Annotated in this window: 15 protein-coding genes and 1 tRNA gene; 8 read left to right on the top strand and 8 right to left on the bottom strand. The window is 67.0% G+C overall.

Annotated elements, in window-relative coordinates; genetic code table 11:
- Window positions 1-131 precede the first annotated feature (131 nt).
- Both JHL17_RS21040 and mepA read right to left on the bottom strand, forming a co-directional pair.
- Window positions 132-1,085: an SAM-dependent methyltransferase gene (locus tag JHL17_RS21040; protein ID WP_200196106.1), complete on the bottom strand. Its 954-nt coding sequence runs from the start codon at window positions 1,083-1,085 to the stop codon at window positions 132-134.
- Window positions 1,086-1,273: 188 nt separating this feature from the next.
- Complete coding sequence (gene mepA, locus JHL17_RS21035; protein ID WP_200196104.1) at window positions 1,274-2,242, bottom strand: penicillin-insensitive murein endopeptidase; 969 nt, start codon at window positions 2,240-2,242, stop codon at window positions 1,274-1,276.
- 263 nt (window positions 2,243-2,505) lie between these two features.
- Between mepA and JHL17_RS21030 the strand changes: the two genes are divergently transcribed.
- The gene (locus JHL17_RS21030; RefSeq protein ID WP_200196102.1) at window positions 2,506-3,123 is read left to right on the top strand and encodes a hypothetical protein; all 618 of its coding nucleotides are present in this window, start codon (window positions 2,506-2,508) and stop codon (window positions 3,121-3,123) included.
- Window positions 3,124-3,129: 6 nt separating this feature from the next.
- Here JHL17_RS21030 and JHL17_RS21025 read toward each other — a convergent pair whose 3' ends face one another.
- Both JHL17_RS21025 and JHL17_RS21020 read right to left on the bottom strand, forming a co-directional pair.
- Entirely contained in the window at window positions 3,130-4,263 is a 1,134-nt protein-coding gene (locus JHL17_RS21025; RefSeq protein WP_200196100.1) for an ABC transporter permease, read from the bottom strand.
- Between the two features lie 113 nt (window positions 4,264-4,376).
- Complete coding sequence (locus tag JHL17_RS21020) at window positions 4,377-6,170, bottom strand: ABC transporter transmembrane domain-containing protein (RefSeq protein ID WP_200196202.1); 1,794 nt, start codon at window positions 6,168-6,170, stop codon at window positions 4,377-4,379.
- A gap of 233 nt (window positions 6,171-6,403) precedes the next feature.
- Here JHL17_RS21020 and rpmE point away from each other — a divergent pair, with 233 nt between their 5' ends.
- The gene (gene rpmE / locus JHL17_RS21015; RefSeq protein WP_012974887.1) at window positions 6,404-6,628 is read left to right on the top strand and encodes a 50S ribosomal protein L31; all 225 of its coding nucleotides are present in this window, start codon (window positions 6,404-6,406) and stop codon (window positions 6,626-6,628) included.
- A gap of 122 nt (window positions 6,629-6,750) precedes the next feature.
- Here the strand turns inward: rpmE and JHL17_RS21010 are convergent, their stop codons facing one another.
- On the bottom strand, window positions 6,751-7,179 hold the full coding sequence (locus JHL17_RS21010) for a DUF1465 family protein (protein ID WP_200196098.1): 429 nt from the start codon (window positions 7,177-7,179) through the stop codon (window positions 6,751-6,753).
- 265 nt (window positions 7,180-7,444) lie between these two features.
- On the opposite strand from JHL17_RS21010, the gene JHL17_RS21005 reads away from it, so the two are divergent.
- Window positions 7,445-7,933, top strand: coding sequence for an Hsp20 family protein (locus JHL17_RS21005; protein ID WP_200196096.1), 489 nt, complete (start codon window positions 7,445-7,447; stop codon window positions 7,931-7,933).
- A gap of 102 nt (window positions 7,934-8,035) precedes the next feature.
- On the opposite strand, the gene JHL17_RS21000 is transcribed toward JHL17_RS21005, so the two are convergent.
- The 3 genes from JHL17_RS21000 to JHL17_RS20990 all read right to left on the bottom strand — a co-directional run bounded on the left by JHL17_RS21000 (window position 8,036) and on the right by JHL17_RS20990 (window position 9,806).
- A complete protein-coding gene (locus JHL17_RS21000) occupies window positions 8,036-8,632 on the bottom strand; it encodes a PDC sensor domain-containing protein (protein WP_200196093.1) in 597 nt (198 codons plus the stop codon).
- 177 nt (window positions 8,633-8,809) lie between these two features.
- Window positions 8,810-9,526, bottom strand: a complete 717-nt coding sequence (locus tag JHL17_RS20995; RefSeq protein WP_200196091.1) for a hypothetical protein — start codon at window positions 9,524-9,526, stop codon at window positions 8,810-8,812.
- Between the two features lie 190 nt (window positions 9,527-9,716).
- Window positions 9,717-9,806 (bottom strand) — tRNA-Ser (locus JHL17_RS20990).
- Window positions 9,807-10,014: 208 nt separating this feature from the next.
- Between JHL17_RS20990 and rplU the strand changes: the two genes are divergently transcribed.
- The 5 genes from rplU (at window position 10,015) to JHL17_RS20965 (ending at window position 13,880) form a co-directional block, all read left to right on the top strand.
- A complete protein-coding gene (rplU, locus tag JHL17_RS20985; protein WP_012974890.1) occupies window positions 10,015-10,332 on the top strand; it encodes a 50S ribosomal protein L21 in 318 nt (105 codons plus the stop codon).
- Between the two features lie 55 nt (window positions 10,333-10,387).
- A complete protein-coding gene (rpmA, locus tag JHL17_RS20980) occupies window positions 10,388-10,672 on the top strand; it encodes a 50S ribosomal protein L27 (protein ID WP_200196089.1) in 285 nt (94 codons plus the stop codon).
- Window positions 10,673-10,820: 148 nt separating this feature from the next.
- On the top strand, window positions 10,821-12,101 hold the full coding sequence (obgE, locus tag JHL17_RS20975; RefSeq protein WP_200196087.1) for a GTPase ObgE: 1,281 nt from the start codon (window positions 10,821-10,823) through the stop codon (window positions 12,099-12,101).
- On the top strand, window positions 12,091-13,230 hold the full coding sequence (gene proB, locus JHL17_RS20970; RefSeq protein ID WP_200196085.1) for a glutamate 5-kinase: 1,140 nt from the start codon (window positions 12,091-12,093) through the stop codon (window positions 13,228-13,230). The genes obgE and proB overlap by 11 nt, the downstream gene beginning before the upstream one ends.
- Window positions 13,227-13,880 (top strand): HAD-IA family hydrolase, encoded by a 654-nt coding sequence (locus JHL17_RS20965; protein WP_200196083.1) that lies wholly within the window; start codon window positions 13,227-13,229, stop codon window positions 13,878-13,880. The genes proB and JHL17_RS20965 overlap by 4 nt, the downstream gene beginning before the upstream one ends.
- Window positions 13,881-13,912 lie beyond the last annotated feature (32 nt).

Below are 13,912 nucleotides of genomic sequence, written 5' to 3'. Positions count from 1 at the left end.
GCTCTATGTACCCAGACCGGGCGCTGCGCTCAAGGGGAAAAATGCGTCCGCGCAAAAGTTTTTTTCGGAGCACGGGTCGGGAGAGGCCGTAAGGGGACGTCCGCAGCCGGCGCCATCGCAAATTCGCTGCCCTACTCCGCCGGCTTGATCGCATAGAAGCGATAGACCCGCATGCCGGCCTCGATGGCGGCGACCCGGCGGGCCCACATTTCCACCTCCTCCATCACCGCCAGCTTGGTAGGGGTGTCGAGCTGGAATTTCTCCAGATGGTCGACCAGCCCCTGGATGGCGGACAGGATCAGGCCGCGGTGGGTATCGGTGATGTCCTCGGCGATGCGAAGGTCGAGGTTCCGTTGGGCGAAGGCGTTCGCCATGCGGTCCTTGGGCCACAGATTCGGCGTCAGCGGTTCCTTGTCGCACCAGGTCTGGATCGCCTTGGCGCCCATCATGTCCGCTTCGGCGATGTAGTCGGTGATCAGCAGATGGCCGCGCGGCTTCAGCGCCAGTTCCATCCCATCGAACATCTGCTCCTTGTCGCGGACGAAGAACAGTCCTTCCTTGTAGACGATGGCGTCGACGCGCTTGGGATAGCCGAAACGCTCGGGATCGAAGGTCTCGATCGGCGCCTTCTTCTCCAGCCCGAGCTTGAAGGATCGGACCATGCCCTCCTTCGCCAGCAACTCCGACGCCTCCAGCCCGGTGACCCAGCAGCCGTATTTCCCGGCCATGGTGCGGCTGGTGCCGCCCAGCCCGGCCGCAAGGTCGAGCACGCTCATCGCCGGGTTCAGGCCCAGCGGCTTGACCAGGTAGGGAATATGGTCGGCGCCGCCGGGAGTGTTGAACCCCTCGCCCCACATCTTTTCCGCCACCTCGATGCGGGTGGCGCTCCACAGCGGCTTGCCCCAGCGGTTCATGCCGGGACCGGGCGCGGAATCGGAACCGGCAGGCTTCGGTGTTTCCGACCGATGCGACTGCTCGCCGTCCTTCTTCGCCTTCACACCGGACAGGTCGTAGCCTTCCCACCACGCATAAAGGCGCGTCTTCAGGCTCGGTCCATGCCCGGACGTTTCGTCCTTGTCCGCCATCGCCGTCTTCACCCCATCCGCCGATCGACCCTAACGCCGACATCCTCCAGACGACACCGTACGGCGCAGCGTCCTCAAGGTTGTCCCACGCGATCCAAGAACACCATTTGCAAGAACCCGTCCGAGGTTAGGTTAGACGGACGCTAATTGCATGCAAGCGGAAAAGTTTCACCGTGGAAACAGGCCGGTCAGCGCGTGGCCTTGGCCGGCGTCGCACCCAATTCGGGCAGCGAGGCCATGCGCGTGCCCGCCGCATTCAGCACCGGGGCGCAGGCTGCCGGCATCTTGCGGACCACCCGCGGTTCGGGTTTGTGGCCCGGCGGATGCTCGATCGCGGGGGAGGCGCTGTCCAGCCACGACATCAGCTCGTCCCCGCAGCCGTCGCCCTCGGGTTGCGCGTCCTGCTGCTCGCACAGCGGGCTTCCGGCCGGGCAATTCAGACGGATATGCATGTGGCCGTCATGGCCGTGCCAGGGCCGTAGCTTGTTCAGGAAGCCGCGGTCGGGCCAATTGCGCTGGCACATCGCCAGCTTGATCGCCGGGTTGACGAAGATCCGGGCGACGCGGGCGTCGCTGGCGGCGATCTGGATCAGCTTGGCCTGCCGCTCCGACCAGCCGGCGGTGACGCGCATAAGGTCGTAATCGACATACTTGATCTCATCCAGCCCCTCGCGCCCGGCGCGGCCCATCGGCGGCAGGTCCAGCCGCAGCCAGACGTCGGCATCCAGCCCGATCTGGTGGCTGGCATGGCCCGACGGCATGGGGCCACCGCGCGCCTGTCCCATATCGCCGATCAGCGCGGTGCCCAGGCCGGCCTGCGCCACCCGTTGGCCGAAGTCGCGGAGCATCTCGGTCAGCACCGGATGGCCGTAGTTGCGCTGGCGCGACAGGCGGATCACCTGATAGCCGACGCCTTCCGGCGGCAGGGCGCGGGCGCCGGTGATGCAGCCGGCAGCATAGCTGCCGATGGATTTCGCCGCTCCCAGCGAGGGGCCGCCCACCGCCCCCCAGGCGACGCTGGTGGCATAGGCCGGAATCGGTGCGGGCCTCTTCTTCCGCGATTTGGCGTCGGCCTCGCCCGCCGCCAACAGGGAGACCGCCATGCCGACACAGGCGATCAGCCTGAAGGCACGCCTACCGAAAGCGCTGTTCCCCATATCCGTCCCCCGCCGTCCCCCGCCGTCCCCGGCAACGCCACCGATACCGGTATAGGGGGGCCGTGGTTAAGGAATGATGGAGGATGCATCCGAGCCGCACAACCGGACGGTCAGGCGCCGATCCGATCCATCCGGGGTGCGCCAGATGGTTCCGGGACGGTTCCCATCGCCACCCGCCGACACTCCCTTCTGGCTGAGCGGACTAGCCGGAGCGAATATTGACAGCCCGTTGTTAGCAATGGAAACGTCAGAGCATCTTCAATATGGAATTCGATAAAATGCCACCGACAATGAGTTTCCGTATTGGCGATATCGTCAGCGTCCGCGGTTGCTTGACAAGGCTGATCGATATCATAAATCGCGATCCAGTTTATTTGGAAGATCTGATCGGTTTCCATCGCGGTCGCCTCAGTCGTGGCTATTACCTGCTGCTGTTGAAGGAACCAATGTCCGCCGGGGAGTTCCAATTTCTCGGCTATACCCATCTGTCCGGCGGCAAATACGGCCTCCCCAGCAACGACCCCGCCATTGAAGCGGCGCGGCCGACGGTGCAGGGTTCGCTGGAGCAGAGGCTCGGGGCCGTTGGGGTGAACGGCCTTGCTCGGAAGATCGCCGGCGACATCCCGGCGACGGGAGAGCGCCGCCTGGCCAAGATCGTCCCGGTGATCGGCCACGACCAAGCGATGGGACCGGCCGACCAATATCCGGCGTCCAAGCACGGCATCGCGCAATTCAACCTGACAGTGCCGAAGAAATTCCTGGTTTCCGCTTTCGTCGATCCCAACCGGCGGTTCCAGGGCGGCGGCCTCGACCTCGTCATCGACAAGGGCACGGCCTATGACAGCCGGCGCGCGGTGTTCCAATATCTGTCGGCAGCCTGACGACGGTCAGTCCAGCGTCTGGCGGTAGCGTTTCAGCGCCACCACGGTCACCACCGTCAGGAACACCGCCAGCGCCAGCACCTCGGCCGCGATCTCGGCGAACCCGTTCCCCTTCAGCAGGATGCCGCGGACGATGCGCAGGAAATGGGTCAGCGGCAGAAGCTCGCCCACCGCCTGCGCCCAGCCCGGCATGCCACGGAAGGGGAACATGAAGCCGGACAGCAGCATCGACGGCAGGAAGAAGAAGAAGGACATCTGCATCGCCTGCAGCTGGTTGCGCGCCAACGTGGAGAAGGTGAAGCCGACGGCGAGGTTGGCGGCGATGAACAGGATCAGCACGGCGGACAGCAACCCCAGGCTCCCCATGATCGGCACGTCGAACAGCAGCCGCGCCGCCACCACGATCAGCAGCACCTGGACATAGCCGACGACGACGAAGGGCACGATCTTGCCCAGCATCACCTCGAACGGGCGCACCGGCATCGCCAGCAGGTTCTCCATGGTGCCGCGCTCCCGCTCGCGGGTGACGGCGAGGGCCGTCATCATCACCATGGTCATGGTCAGCACCACCCCCATCAGGCCCGGCACCACATTGTACTGGGTGATGCCCTCGGGGTTGTAGCGGCGGTGGACGCGCAGTTCGACCGGATCGGGACCGGCACGCAAGGCCGCCAGCGGCCCGGTCAGATCGGGGTTCAGCGCCTGCCGGGCGATGGCGGTCAGCGCCGACAGCGCGTTGCTGGTCGCCGCCGGGTCGGTCGCATCGGCTTCCACCAGCAGGACAGGACGGGTGCCGCGTTGCAGGTCGCGGGCGAAGCCAGTGGGAATCGTGACGGCGAACTGCACCTGTCCTTCCGCCAGCAGCCGGTCGATCTCGGCTTCGGAGGTCGCGCTGCGGGTGACGGCGAAATAGCGGGAGTTCTCCATCGCCGCGACCAGCGTCCGGGCGAAGGGACTGGAATCGGCGACCAGAACCGCCGTCGGCAGCGCCTTGGGATCGGAGTTGATGGCGAAGCCGAACAGGATCAGCTGCAGGATCGGCACCCCCACCATCATGGCGAAGGTCAGCCGGTCGCGCCGCATCTGGATGAACTCCTTCACCATCACCGCCATCAGGCGGCCTGCCGATATCCGCGCCATTGCCCTGCCTCGCCGGTTGGGAGCGGCGAGGAGCGTAGCGCAACAGGAGGTTCAGGGCGATGGGGCGTTCTTCGGGCGGGCATCATCGCCAGCCGACGCCCCCTCTGCAGGGCCTACAGCGCCAGATCCGCGCGGTCGAACTGCAGCGCCGCCAGCCTCGCATAGAGCCCACCCTGCGCCACCAGTTCGCCATGGGTGCCGGTCTCCACCACACGGCCCTTGTCCATCACCACGATGCGGTCGGCGTTCAGCACCGTCGCCAGCCGGTGGGCGACGATCAGCGTCGTACGGCCATGCATCAGCCGGTCGAGCGCGTCCTGCACCATGCGCTCGCTCTCCGCGTCCAGCGCGCTGGTCGCCTCGTCCAGCAGCAGCACCGGCGGGTCGCGCAGGATGGCGCGGGCGATGGCGAGGCGCTGGCGCTGCCCCCCGGACAGCCGGACGCCCTTCTCGCCCAGGAAGGTGCCGAAGCCTTCCGGCAGCGCATCGAGGAAGTCCAGCGCATGGGCGGCCGCTGCCGCGGCCCGCACCTCGGCATCCGAAGCGTCCGGCCGGCCATAGCGGATGTTCTCCCAGGCGTCGGCAGAAAAGACGACCGGGTCCTGGGCGACGAGCCCCAGGCGGCGGCGGACCTCCACCGGGTCGGCATCGCGCACATCCACGCCGTCAAGCCGCACCGAACCGGCCTGCGGGTCGTAATAGCGCAGCAGAAGCTGGAACACCGTCGATTTGCCGGCGCCCGAGGGCCCGACCAGGGCCACCCGCTCGCCCGGCTTCACGGTCAGCGAGAAGCCCTCCAGCGCCGCCCAGTCGGGACGCGACGGATAATGGAAACGGACGGAGTCGAAGGACAGCGCCCCCGCCGGCGGGCTGGGCAACGGCTTCGGTGCGGCCGGAGCGCGGATCTCCGACTCGACGGCCAGCAGGCTGAACAGCCGCTCGGTCGCGCCGGAGGCGCGCTGCAGGTCGCCGATCACCTCGCTGATGGCGCCGACCGATCCGGCGACCACCACCGAATAGATGACGAAGGCCGACAGCTGGCCCGGCGTGATCCGCCCCGCCACCACGTCATGGCCGCCGATCCACAGGATGATGCCGACGGCGCCGAACACCAGGACGATGACGATCACCGTCATCACCGCCCGCACCCGCACCCGGCGGATGGCGACGTCGAACGCCTCCTCCACCCGCCGGCCGAACAGGGTCCGGTCGATGGCCTCGTGGGTGAAGGCCTGCACCGTACGGATGGCGGCCAGCGTCTCCTCGACGAAGGAGCCGATGTCGGCGATGCGGTCCTGGCTGTCGCGCGACAGCTTGCGAACCCGCCGGCCGAAGAACACGATGGGCGCCACCACCAGCGGCACCACCAGCGCCACCAGCCCGGTGAGCTTGGGCGAGGTGATCAGCAGCATGCCGGTACCGCCCAGGAACAGCAGGGCATTGCGCAGCGCGATCGAGGCGGAGGATCCGACCACCACCTGCAGCAGCGTGGTGTCGGTGGTCAGGCGCGATAGGATCTCGCCGGTCTTGGTCGTCTCGAAGAAGCCCGGCGACAGGGTCAGCACATGATCGTAGACGGCGCGCCGGATGTCGGCGACCACCCGCTCGCCGATCCAGCTGACCAGATAGAAGCGGCCATAGGTGGAGGCCGCCATCAGCGCGATCACCCCCAGCAGCACCAGCAGCGCCCGGTCGAGCAGCGAGGTGTCGCCGCCGGCGAAGCCCTGGTCGATCAGCACCCGCATCCCCTGCCCCATCCCGAGCACGGTGCCGGCGGCCACGGTGAGCGCCACCATGGCGCCGAGGATGTGCCATTTGTAGGGAAGCAGGAACGGCACCAGCCGGCGCAGCGGTCCGAGGTCGCGGCGGCGGGCATCCGCCTCGCCGCGGGCGGCGGCGGCGATCATGTCAGGGGAGGGTTGGCGAGCCACGCTGTTCCCGCTTGTCAGTTGGGGTTATTGGTGCGGATCGCTGGCATATAGCGTGATCCGCGGACGCCAACAAGGCGACGGTCCGGCGAAACCGTCCGGAAAATGGCCGGCGAAGCCGCTGCGGACGTCTCGATCAGGGCTCGATTCCGGGGTTGCGCCAGCCGGGGCCTTTTGGTATAGACGCCGCTCGCTTTGCAGGAACCCCGGCCATGAAGACTGACATCCACCCCGACTATCACGAGATCACCGTGGTCATGACCGACGGCAGCTCGTTCACGACCCGCTCCACCATGGGCAAGCCGGGCGACACGCTGCGCCTCGACATCGACCCGAAGTCGCACCCGGCCTGGACCGGTGTGCAGAAGCTGCTGGACACCGGCGGGCAGATCGCCAAGTTCAACAAGCGCTTCGCGAACTTCGGCCTCAAGAAGTAAGCGTTTCCGCGCTTCTATCCTGCCGATGCGAAAAGGGCGTCCGACTGGTTCGGACGCCCTTTTCGTTTGCGCGCTTTCTTAATCCGGACGCCCAGCCAGTCTGGGCATCCGGCAAGCCCGCATCACCCCACCGCTGCCGCCGCGGCCTCCCGCTCGACATCGGCCCGAACCATATGGTCGAGCCGGTGGACGCGCATGTAGAGGCTATGGCTGCGCTCCAGCAGGCTGCGCAGGCCGGACGGCAGTTCCTCGTTGTCGGGACCGCTGGGGTCGGAACAGATCTCTCCACCCGACAGCGCGTAATCCTCGCTCGCCGCCTGCTCCTTCGTCATCTCGCCGGCATGCACGGCCTTCTGCGCCAGCAGCCACGCCATCACCTGGGTCAGGCGGCTGGTCACCCGCATCGATTCGTAGGAGATCTGCAGGCGGACCTGCGGCGGCAGTTTCCGGTGTTCGGCCGCATCATGATAGGCGATGTAATTCCGCGCCTCGATCAAGAGGGCCATGGTCTCGTCGTAGGGACCGTTGAAGAAGAAGGTGTGCGAAGTCATGGTCGTCGGCCCCCTCCGGCGGACTTACGGCCCTAGCGTGAGCCTTGCCGCAACTGATTAAAAATTGGTGACTGGGCGGCACCCGGCAACCCCAGGCGGGAGTCGGCCGCGCTTCGTGGGACCACCCTCTTGAACGACGAAAAGCGTCGATTATCTCTCGCTCGTCCGGCGGATGCCCATACGGGGTCCGCCACCAACCCCGCCCGAAAGGACCGACCGAATCCGTGGTCCTCGACGGCCGTATCGCTCTTTCGGAGGATATGTCATGCGTAGCTACGACCTTTCGCCGCTGTTCCGTTCCACCGTCGGTTTCGACCGCCTGTCGCGTCTGCTGGAGACCGCGACCACCGGTGACGAGGCGGCATCCTATCCGCCCTACAACATCGAAAAGCTGAGCGAGGATTCGTACCGGATCACCATGGCCGTCGCCGGCTTCGGTATCGATGACCTCAACATCACCGCTCACCAGAACTCGTTGACCGTCACTGGTAAAGCTAAGAAGGACGAGCCGACCGGCCAATTCCTCTACCGGGGTATCGCCGGCCGCGCGTTCGAGCGCCGCTTTCAGCTGGCCGATTTCATCAAGGTGACCAACGCGTCTCTTCAGAATGGCCTTCTGCACATCGAGCTGGCGCGCGAGGTACCCGAAGCGATGAAGCCGCGGAGCATTCCGATCGCTTCCGCCGTCGGCAGTGCCACGGTGGAGGTCGAGTCGCCTGCTCCGGCTCCCGCCCTCAGCCAGCGGGCGGCCTGACGGTTGACAGGGTCCGTCCATCAATGACCCTGATATGAGAACGGCGCCCCGGGTCCTCCGGGGCGCCGCATCTTTCGTCGATGTCCGGGTGTTTCGTGGCGCCTACTGGCCCAGCTTCGCCGTGTCCAGCACGATCATCGCCACGCCGATCTTCTGCTTTCCCGCCGGATCGAGCACCGGGACGCTGGCTTCAGTCAGCATGGCTCCGCTCTTGTCGTCCTTTTCCGGGTCGGTCATGTAGAGGTCGGCAGTGCCGGTGAAGACCTTCTGCCATTTCGGTTCGTCGCCCTGCCAGAAGTCCGAGGTCCCGGCGGTCTGGCCGACGTTCAATCCATGATCGTCCATGAGAAGGACTTCGACGATCCGGCCGCCGCTGCCGTCGACCACCTGCTTCAGCTGTTTGGACACCGCATTCGCCGCGATCGCATCGAAGGCGGGGTTGGCGCCGCCGGCCTTCGCCGCCGCCTTCCACTGATTGTCCATCTCGTCGATCTTGGACTGGGCGATGCCGGCATGCTTGGCATTCTGCGCTTTCACCGCCGCGACGACCGCCGGATCGGAAAGCCAGGGCTGGGCCTGCTGGCTGACCGCCTTGCGCACCGTCCCCTCCAGCGCCGGATCGGCCGCCGCCATGCATGCCGTGCCGGCGCAAAGAATGGATATGGCACAGCCGATGATCCAATCCTTGGTCTGCGTCATGTGATGTCCTCCCATCGTTTGGCCCGTCTATGGGCGGGGCGATGGTCGGACTCCCGAAGCCGACGCCACAGCGTCGGGCCTTGTTTTTCCGTCAAACGGAAGATCCGCAATACCAATCAAATGCTTTTTACCAGCCTGCGTGCTTGAGTGGATCGCCGGAAACGCTTTGAAAGACCGCTATCGCCGCGGAAAGCCGTCCGGCGGTGCCACCACCCACTCCGCGTAGCCGGCGCGCAGCAGTTCATAGGCCGCGACCAGCCCGGCCGCCCCGGCATAGGCGGTGACCAGGACCTGCTCCGGCGGCACCTGCGCCCCCAATCCGATCAGCAGAGCGCCCAGGAACGGCCCGCCCAGCAGAAGGGCCGCGAGCCACAGCGGCTCCGCCGACAGCCAGACGCTGAGCACCGCACGAGTCCGCTGCGACAGGCGAAGCAGCCCGCCGGTCTTGGCGTCGAGGGCTTCCAGACTGCCGGCGCGCAATTCCGCCACCCGCCGGCCGTCGGCATCGATGAAGACGACCTCCACCTTCATCCCATGACGGCGAACCGAGGCCCGAACCGAGTCGCCGAGCCGCGTCTCCAGCAGGATGGCGTTGCCGCCCAGCGCCGGCAGCGCGTCGCGCACCTCTTCGGGTGGCTCGCCCCATTCACGGAGCGCGGCCAGGATGACGCGGGGATCGTCGCAGGGAAGCGCATCCATATGGATCACCCGCCCCTGCGGTGCGGTGACCTTCAGGATCAGCACCTGCTCGGCCGGGTCGTGCGTGCCCTCCACCCGCAGACCACCCTCGGCCACATAGGAGAATCGCAGGCATCCGTCCTGGCGGCTGAGCGTGTTCATGGCGGCACCCCTCCGGTCGAACCCCAGGCGGATCGCACCCTTGGCGGACCGCATGAAAGGGATCTGGGTGTTGGCGTTGATATGACCAACAAACCAGCCGGGGGAACGGCTATCGCGACCGTGCGGAGAAAAAGGGGAAGCCCGGCCGGCCGATCGGAGGCGGCCAAAACCCGGACATGAAAAAAGCGCCTAGCCGATCCGGCTGGCGCTTCCTGCTGTCATTTCTCTCTCAGAAGAGAGAGACTGGCGGATGGGGGGAGATTCGAACTCCCGATACCCGTGAAGGTATGCCGCATTTCGAGTGCGGTGCATTCAACCGCTCTGCCACCCATCCGCTGCCCCGTTTAGCGGGGTGGGCGGAACCTATATAAACGCCTTCGGCCGTGCAAGCCCTTTTTGCAGAAAAATGCGGAGCTTTTGGCCCGCATCCCTGTTGACTCCGGGGCCCTCCTGAGTATAGATCGTCGCTCCCATGAACGGGCTTGCGCATCGAACGGTGGGCGAGAAGCCCGCCGTTTGTTTTGACATAGGCAGTGACGACAATGTTTGCAGTGATCCGCACCGGCGGCAAGCAGTACAAGGTCGCCAATGGCGACGTGATCCGTGTTGAGAAGCTCGAGGCCGATGCTGGCGCCTCCATCACGCTCGATGACGTGCTGATGGTCGGCGACGCAGGCAACACCACCATCGGCACCCCGACCGTGGCCGGCGCCTCGGTCGTCGCCGAGGTCGTCGCCCAGGATCGCGGCCCGAAGATCATCGTCTTCAAGAAGAAGCGCCGCCAGAACTACCGCCGCAAGAACGGCCACCGCCAGGACCTGACCGTCCTGCGCATCACCGGCATCAACGGCGCGGCCTGATCCGGGTCTCCGGGCTGGCTATTCGGCGTCCCTTCAGTTTTAGGAGCAACACCCCATGGCACACAAAAAGGCAGGCGGCTCGTCCCGCAACGGCCGTGACTCCGCCGGTCGCCGTCTCGGCGTGAAGCGTTTCGGCGGCGAGAACGTCGTCTCCGGCAACATCATCGTCCGTCAGCGTGGCACCAAGTTCCACCCGGGCGAGAATGTCGGGCTCGGCCGCGACCACACCATCTTCGCGATGGCCGACGGTCAGGTCTACTTCAAGCACAGCTCGAACGGCCGCACCTTCGTGAACGTCGTTCCGGCCAACGACCAGGTTCCGGCCGTCGCTGCCGAGTAACCTGTCGGGTCGTTGCGCGGCCTGTGTGTCAGGCCTGCACGCTTGTGGGATAAAGTCGGGGGGCCGGGCGACCGGCCCCCGATTTTCGTTTTGATTCCGGTGCTGTCCCGCTGCCGGTTTTCCTTCCGTTTACGGGCAGGGTTCCCCGATGAAGTTTCTCGATCAGGCCAAAGTGTTCTTGAAGAGCGGTGACGGCGGCCCCGGTGCCGTCGCCTTCCGGCGCGAGAAATACATCGAGTTCGGCGGTCCCGACGGCGGCGACGGCGGCCGGGGCGGCGATGTGGTGATCGAGGCGGCGGATGGCCTGAACACGCTGATTGACTATCGCTACAAGCAGCATTTCAAGGCGCAGCGCGGCCACCACGGCATGGGCAGCAACCGCAACGGCGCGCGCGGCGAGGATGTCGTCCTACGCGTGCCGGTGGGCACCCAGATCCTCGACGAGGACCAGGAAACCGTGCTGTGCGACCTGACCGAGGCCGGCCAGCGCCGCGTCTTCCTGCGCGGCGGCGACGGCGGCCACGGCAACGCTCATTTCAAGACGCCGACCAACCGCGCGCCCCGCAAGTTCCATCCCGGCTGGCCGGGCCAGGAGCAGTGGGTGTGGCTGCGGCTGAAGCTGATCGCCGATGCCGGCCTGCTGGGCTTGCCCAATGCCGGCAAGTCGACCTTCCTGGCGGCGACCACCGCGGCCAAGCCGAAGATCGCCGACTATCCCTTCACCACGCTGGCCCCCAACCTGGGCGTCGTCCGTGCCGGTGACGAGGAATTCGTCATCGCCGACATCCCCGGCCTGATCGAGGGCGCGCACGAGGGACATGGGCTGGGCGACCGTTTCCTCGGCCATGTCGAACGCTCGCGCATCCTGCTGCACCTGATCGACGGCACCGCGGACGACGTCGTCGCCTCCTACCGGACGATCCGCAACGAGTTGGCGGCCTATGGCGGCAACCTCGCCGACAAGCTGGAGGTGATCGGGCTGAACAAGGCCGACGCCCTGCTCGACGAGGAGATCGACGAGAAGAAGGCGGCGCTGGAAGAGGCGTCCGGCGCCGAAGTCATGGTGCTGTCGGGCGCCACCGGCCAGGGCGTGCAGAAGGTGCTGTACCGTCTGCTGACGGTCATCAAGGAGTCGAAGGCGGAAGAGCCCGAGGTCATCCACGCCCCCGCCACCCGGTCCATCCCACGCCCGCCGGTCGGCCAGAAGTTGCCGGACGATGGCGAGATGCGGTGGGACGACGAAACCGGCGAATGGGTCGGCGGCGAGGATGAGGATTTCGAAGAGGACGACCTCGAAGAGGGCGCTCTCGAAGAGGGGGAGGAGCTGGAGGGCGGCGAAGAGGACGAGGCCCTTGACGAGGATGGGCCGGAGGGCGAAGAGGACGGTTCGGACGACGATACGGACGGAACCCCCCGCCATGGCGCTTGACGCCCCTACCCTTCTCGAGTCCCGCCGGCTGGTCGTAAAGATCGGCTCGGCCCTTCTGGTCGATGGGGAAACCCGGCAAATCCGCCGGGATTGGCTCGACGCGCTGGCCGACGACGTCGCCGCCTGCCGCAGGCGCGGCCAGGAGGTGGTGATCGTCACCTCCGGCGCCGTCGCCTGCGGGCGGGAGCATCTCGGCCTCGTCGGCCGCGCGCTGAAGCTGGAAGAGAAGCAGGCGGCGGCGGCCACCGGCCAGATCCGCCTAGCCCACGCCTACCAGGAGACGCTGGCCCGCCACGACGTCACCGTCGCCCAGGTGCTGGTGACGCTGGAGGACACGGAGGAGCGGCGGCGCCACCTGAACGCCCGCAACACCATCGACACCCTGCTGAAGCTGGGCGCCGTCCCGGTCATCAACGAGAACGACACCGTCGCCACTGCCGAGATCCGCTTCGGCGACAATGACCGGCTGGCCGCCCGGGTGGCGCAGATGGTCAGCGCCGACACGCTGGTGCTGCTGTCGGACATCGACGGCCTCTACACCGCCGATCCGCGCAAGGACCCCGACGCCCGCCACATCCCCACCGTGCGCGAGCTGACGCCGGAGATCGAGGGCATGGCCGGCGAGCCGCCCCCCGGCTACAGCAGCGGCGGCATGGTGACCAAGATCGCCGCGGCGCGGGTCGCCCTGTCGGCCGGTTGCCGCATGGTCATCGCCAAGGGCAAGCGCATGAACCCGCTGGCGGCGCTGGAACGGCGGCCGGAGGACGGCGGCGCGCCCTGCACCTGGTTCCTGCCGTCGGCCGAGCCGACCAGCGCCCGCAAGGCGTGGATCGCCGGCCATGTGAATGCCACCGGCGTGCTGGTGGTCGATGACGGCGCCACGCGCGCCCTGTCCCACGGCGCCAGCCTGCTGCCGGCCGGGGTCGCCGCCGTACAGGGCGACTTCGACCGCGGCGACGTGGTGATCGTCCGCACCCAGGAGGGACGCGAGGTCGCGCGCGGTCTCGTCGCCTACAGCGCCGACGACGCCCGCAAGATCCTGCGCCACAAGAGCACGGAGATCCCGGAGATCCTGGGCTATCAGGGGCGCGACGAGATGATCCACCGCGACGATCTGGTGGTGCGGTGACCGCCCTGTCGCGCAGCCCGATCCGCGCCATCCTGTGGGACATCGACGGCACGCTGATGGACAGCGAGCCCTGGCACCAGCAGATCACCGTCGAGGTCTGCCGCGGCTACGGCCATGAGCTGAGCGAGGAGGATTGCCGGGCGATGCACGGCGTCGCCTTCCGCGAGATCTATGCCGCCCTGCACGCGCGCCGGCCCTTCCCCATCGAGCTGCACCGCTGGGCCGACGAGATCAACGCGCAGTATGTCGCCAACGTCGACCGGGTGCGCCCGCGCGAGGGCGCCTTCGCCCTGGTGGAGGCCTTCGCCGCCCGCGGACTGGCCCAGGCCTGCGTGTCGAACGGCGGGCGCATGATCGTCGATGCCAACATGCGCGCCATGGCGATTCCGCATTTCCGCTTCAGCATCGCCCGGGAGGACGTCGCCAACGGCAAGCCCCATCCGGAGCCCTATCTGCTGGCGGCGAAGATGCTGGGTCTGCCGCCGGAGGCCTGCGCCGTGATCGAGGACAGCCCCACCGGCGCCCGCAGCGCCAAGGCGGCCGGCATGCTGACCATCGCCTGGCCCCAGCATCCCGCCGTGGTGTTCGACACCGTCGATCATCTGGTCGAGGATCCGGGGGCGCTGGATTGGGATGCGCTTTGCGGGTGAGGCGGACTGCCGCCCGCGTCCCCCGACTCGAA

The organism is Azospirillum endophyticum (genome assembly GCF_016595245.1).
Classification (GTDB): Bacteria; Pseudomonadota; Alphaproteobacteria; order Azospirillales; family Azospirillaceae; genus Azospirillum; species Azospirillum endophyticum.
This window is presented reverse-complemented; position numbering and strand designations above follow the sequence as displayed.

What these genes read in the sequence shown, in the direction of transcription:
- JHL17_RS21040 (WP_200196106.1), bottom strand. Translation starts at nt 1,085, where the DNA reads ATGGCGGACAAGGACGAAACGTCCGGGCATGGACCGAGCCTGAAGACG.
- mepA (WP_200196104.1), bottom strand. Translation starts at nt 2,242, where the DNA reads ATGGGGAACAGCGCTTTCGGTAGGCGTGCCTTCAGGCTGATCGCCTGT.
- JHL17_RS21030 (WP_200196102.1), top strand. Translation starts at nt 2,506, where the DNA reads ATGGAATTCGATAAAATGCCACCGACAATGAGTTTCCGTATTGGCGAT.
- JHL17_RS21025 (WP_200196100.1), bottom strand. Translation starts at nt 4,263, where the DNA reads ATGGCGCGGATATCGGCAGGCCGCCTGATGGCGGTGATGGTGAAGGAG.
- JHL17_RS21020 (WP_200196202.1), bottom strand. Translation starts at nt 6,170, where the DNA reads ATGATCGCCGCCGCCGCCCGCGGCGAGGCGGATGCCCGCCGCCGCGAC.
- rpmE (WP_012974887.1), top strand. Translation starts at nt 6,404, where the DNA reads ATGAAGACTGACATCCACCCCGACTATCACGAGATCACCGTGGTCATG.
- JHL17_RS21010 (WP_200196098.1), bottom strand. Translation starts at nt 7,179, where the DNA reads ATGACTTCGCACACCTTCTTCTTCAACGGTCCCTACGACGAGACCATG.
- JHL17_RS21005 (WP_200196096.1), top strand. Translation starts at nt 7,445, where the DNA reads ATGCGTAGCTACGACCTTTCGCCGCTGTTCCGTTCCACCGTCGGTTTC.
- JHL17_RS21000 (WP_200196093.1), bottom strand. Translation starts at nt 8,632, where the DNA reads ATGACGCAGACCAAGGATTGGATCATCGGCTGTGCCATATCCATTCTT.
- JHL17_RS20995 (WP_200196091.1), bottom strand. Translation starts at nt 9,526, where the DNA reads ATGCGGTCCGCCAAGGGTGCGATCCGCCTGGGGTTCGACCGGAGGGGT.
- rplU (WP_012974890.1), top strand. Translation starts at nt 10,015, where the DNA reads ATGTTTGCAGTGATCCGCACCGGCGGCAAGCAGTACAAGGTCGCCAAT.
- rpmA (WP_200196089.1), top strand. Translation starts at nt 10,388, where the DNA reads ATGGCACACAAAAAGGCAGGCGGCTCGTCCCGCAACGGCCGTGACTCC.
- obgE (WP_200196087.1), top strand. Translation starts at nt 10,821, where the DNA reads ATGAAGTTTCTCGATCAGGCCAAAGTGTTCTTGAAGAGCGGTGACGGC.
- proB (WP_200196085.1), top strand. Translation starts at nt 12,091, where the DNA reads ATGGCGCTTGACGCCCCTACCCTTCTCGAGTCCCGCCGGCTGGTCGTA.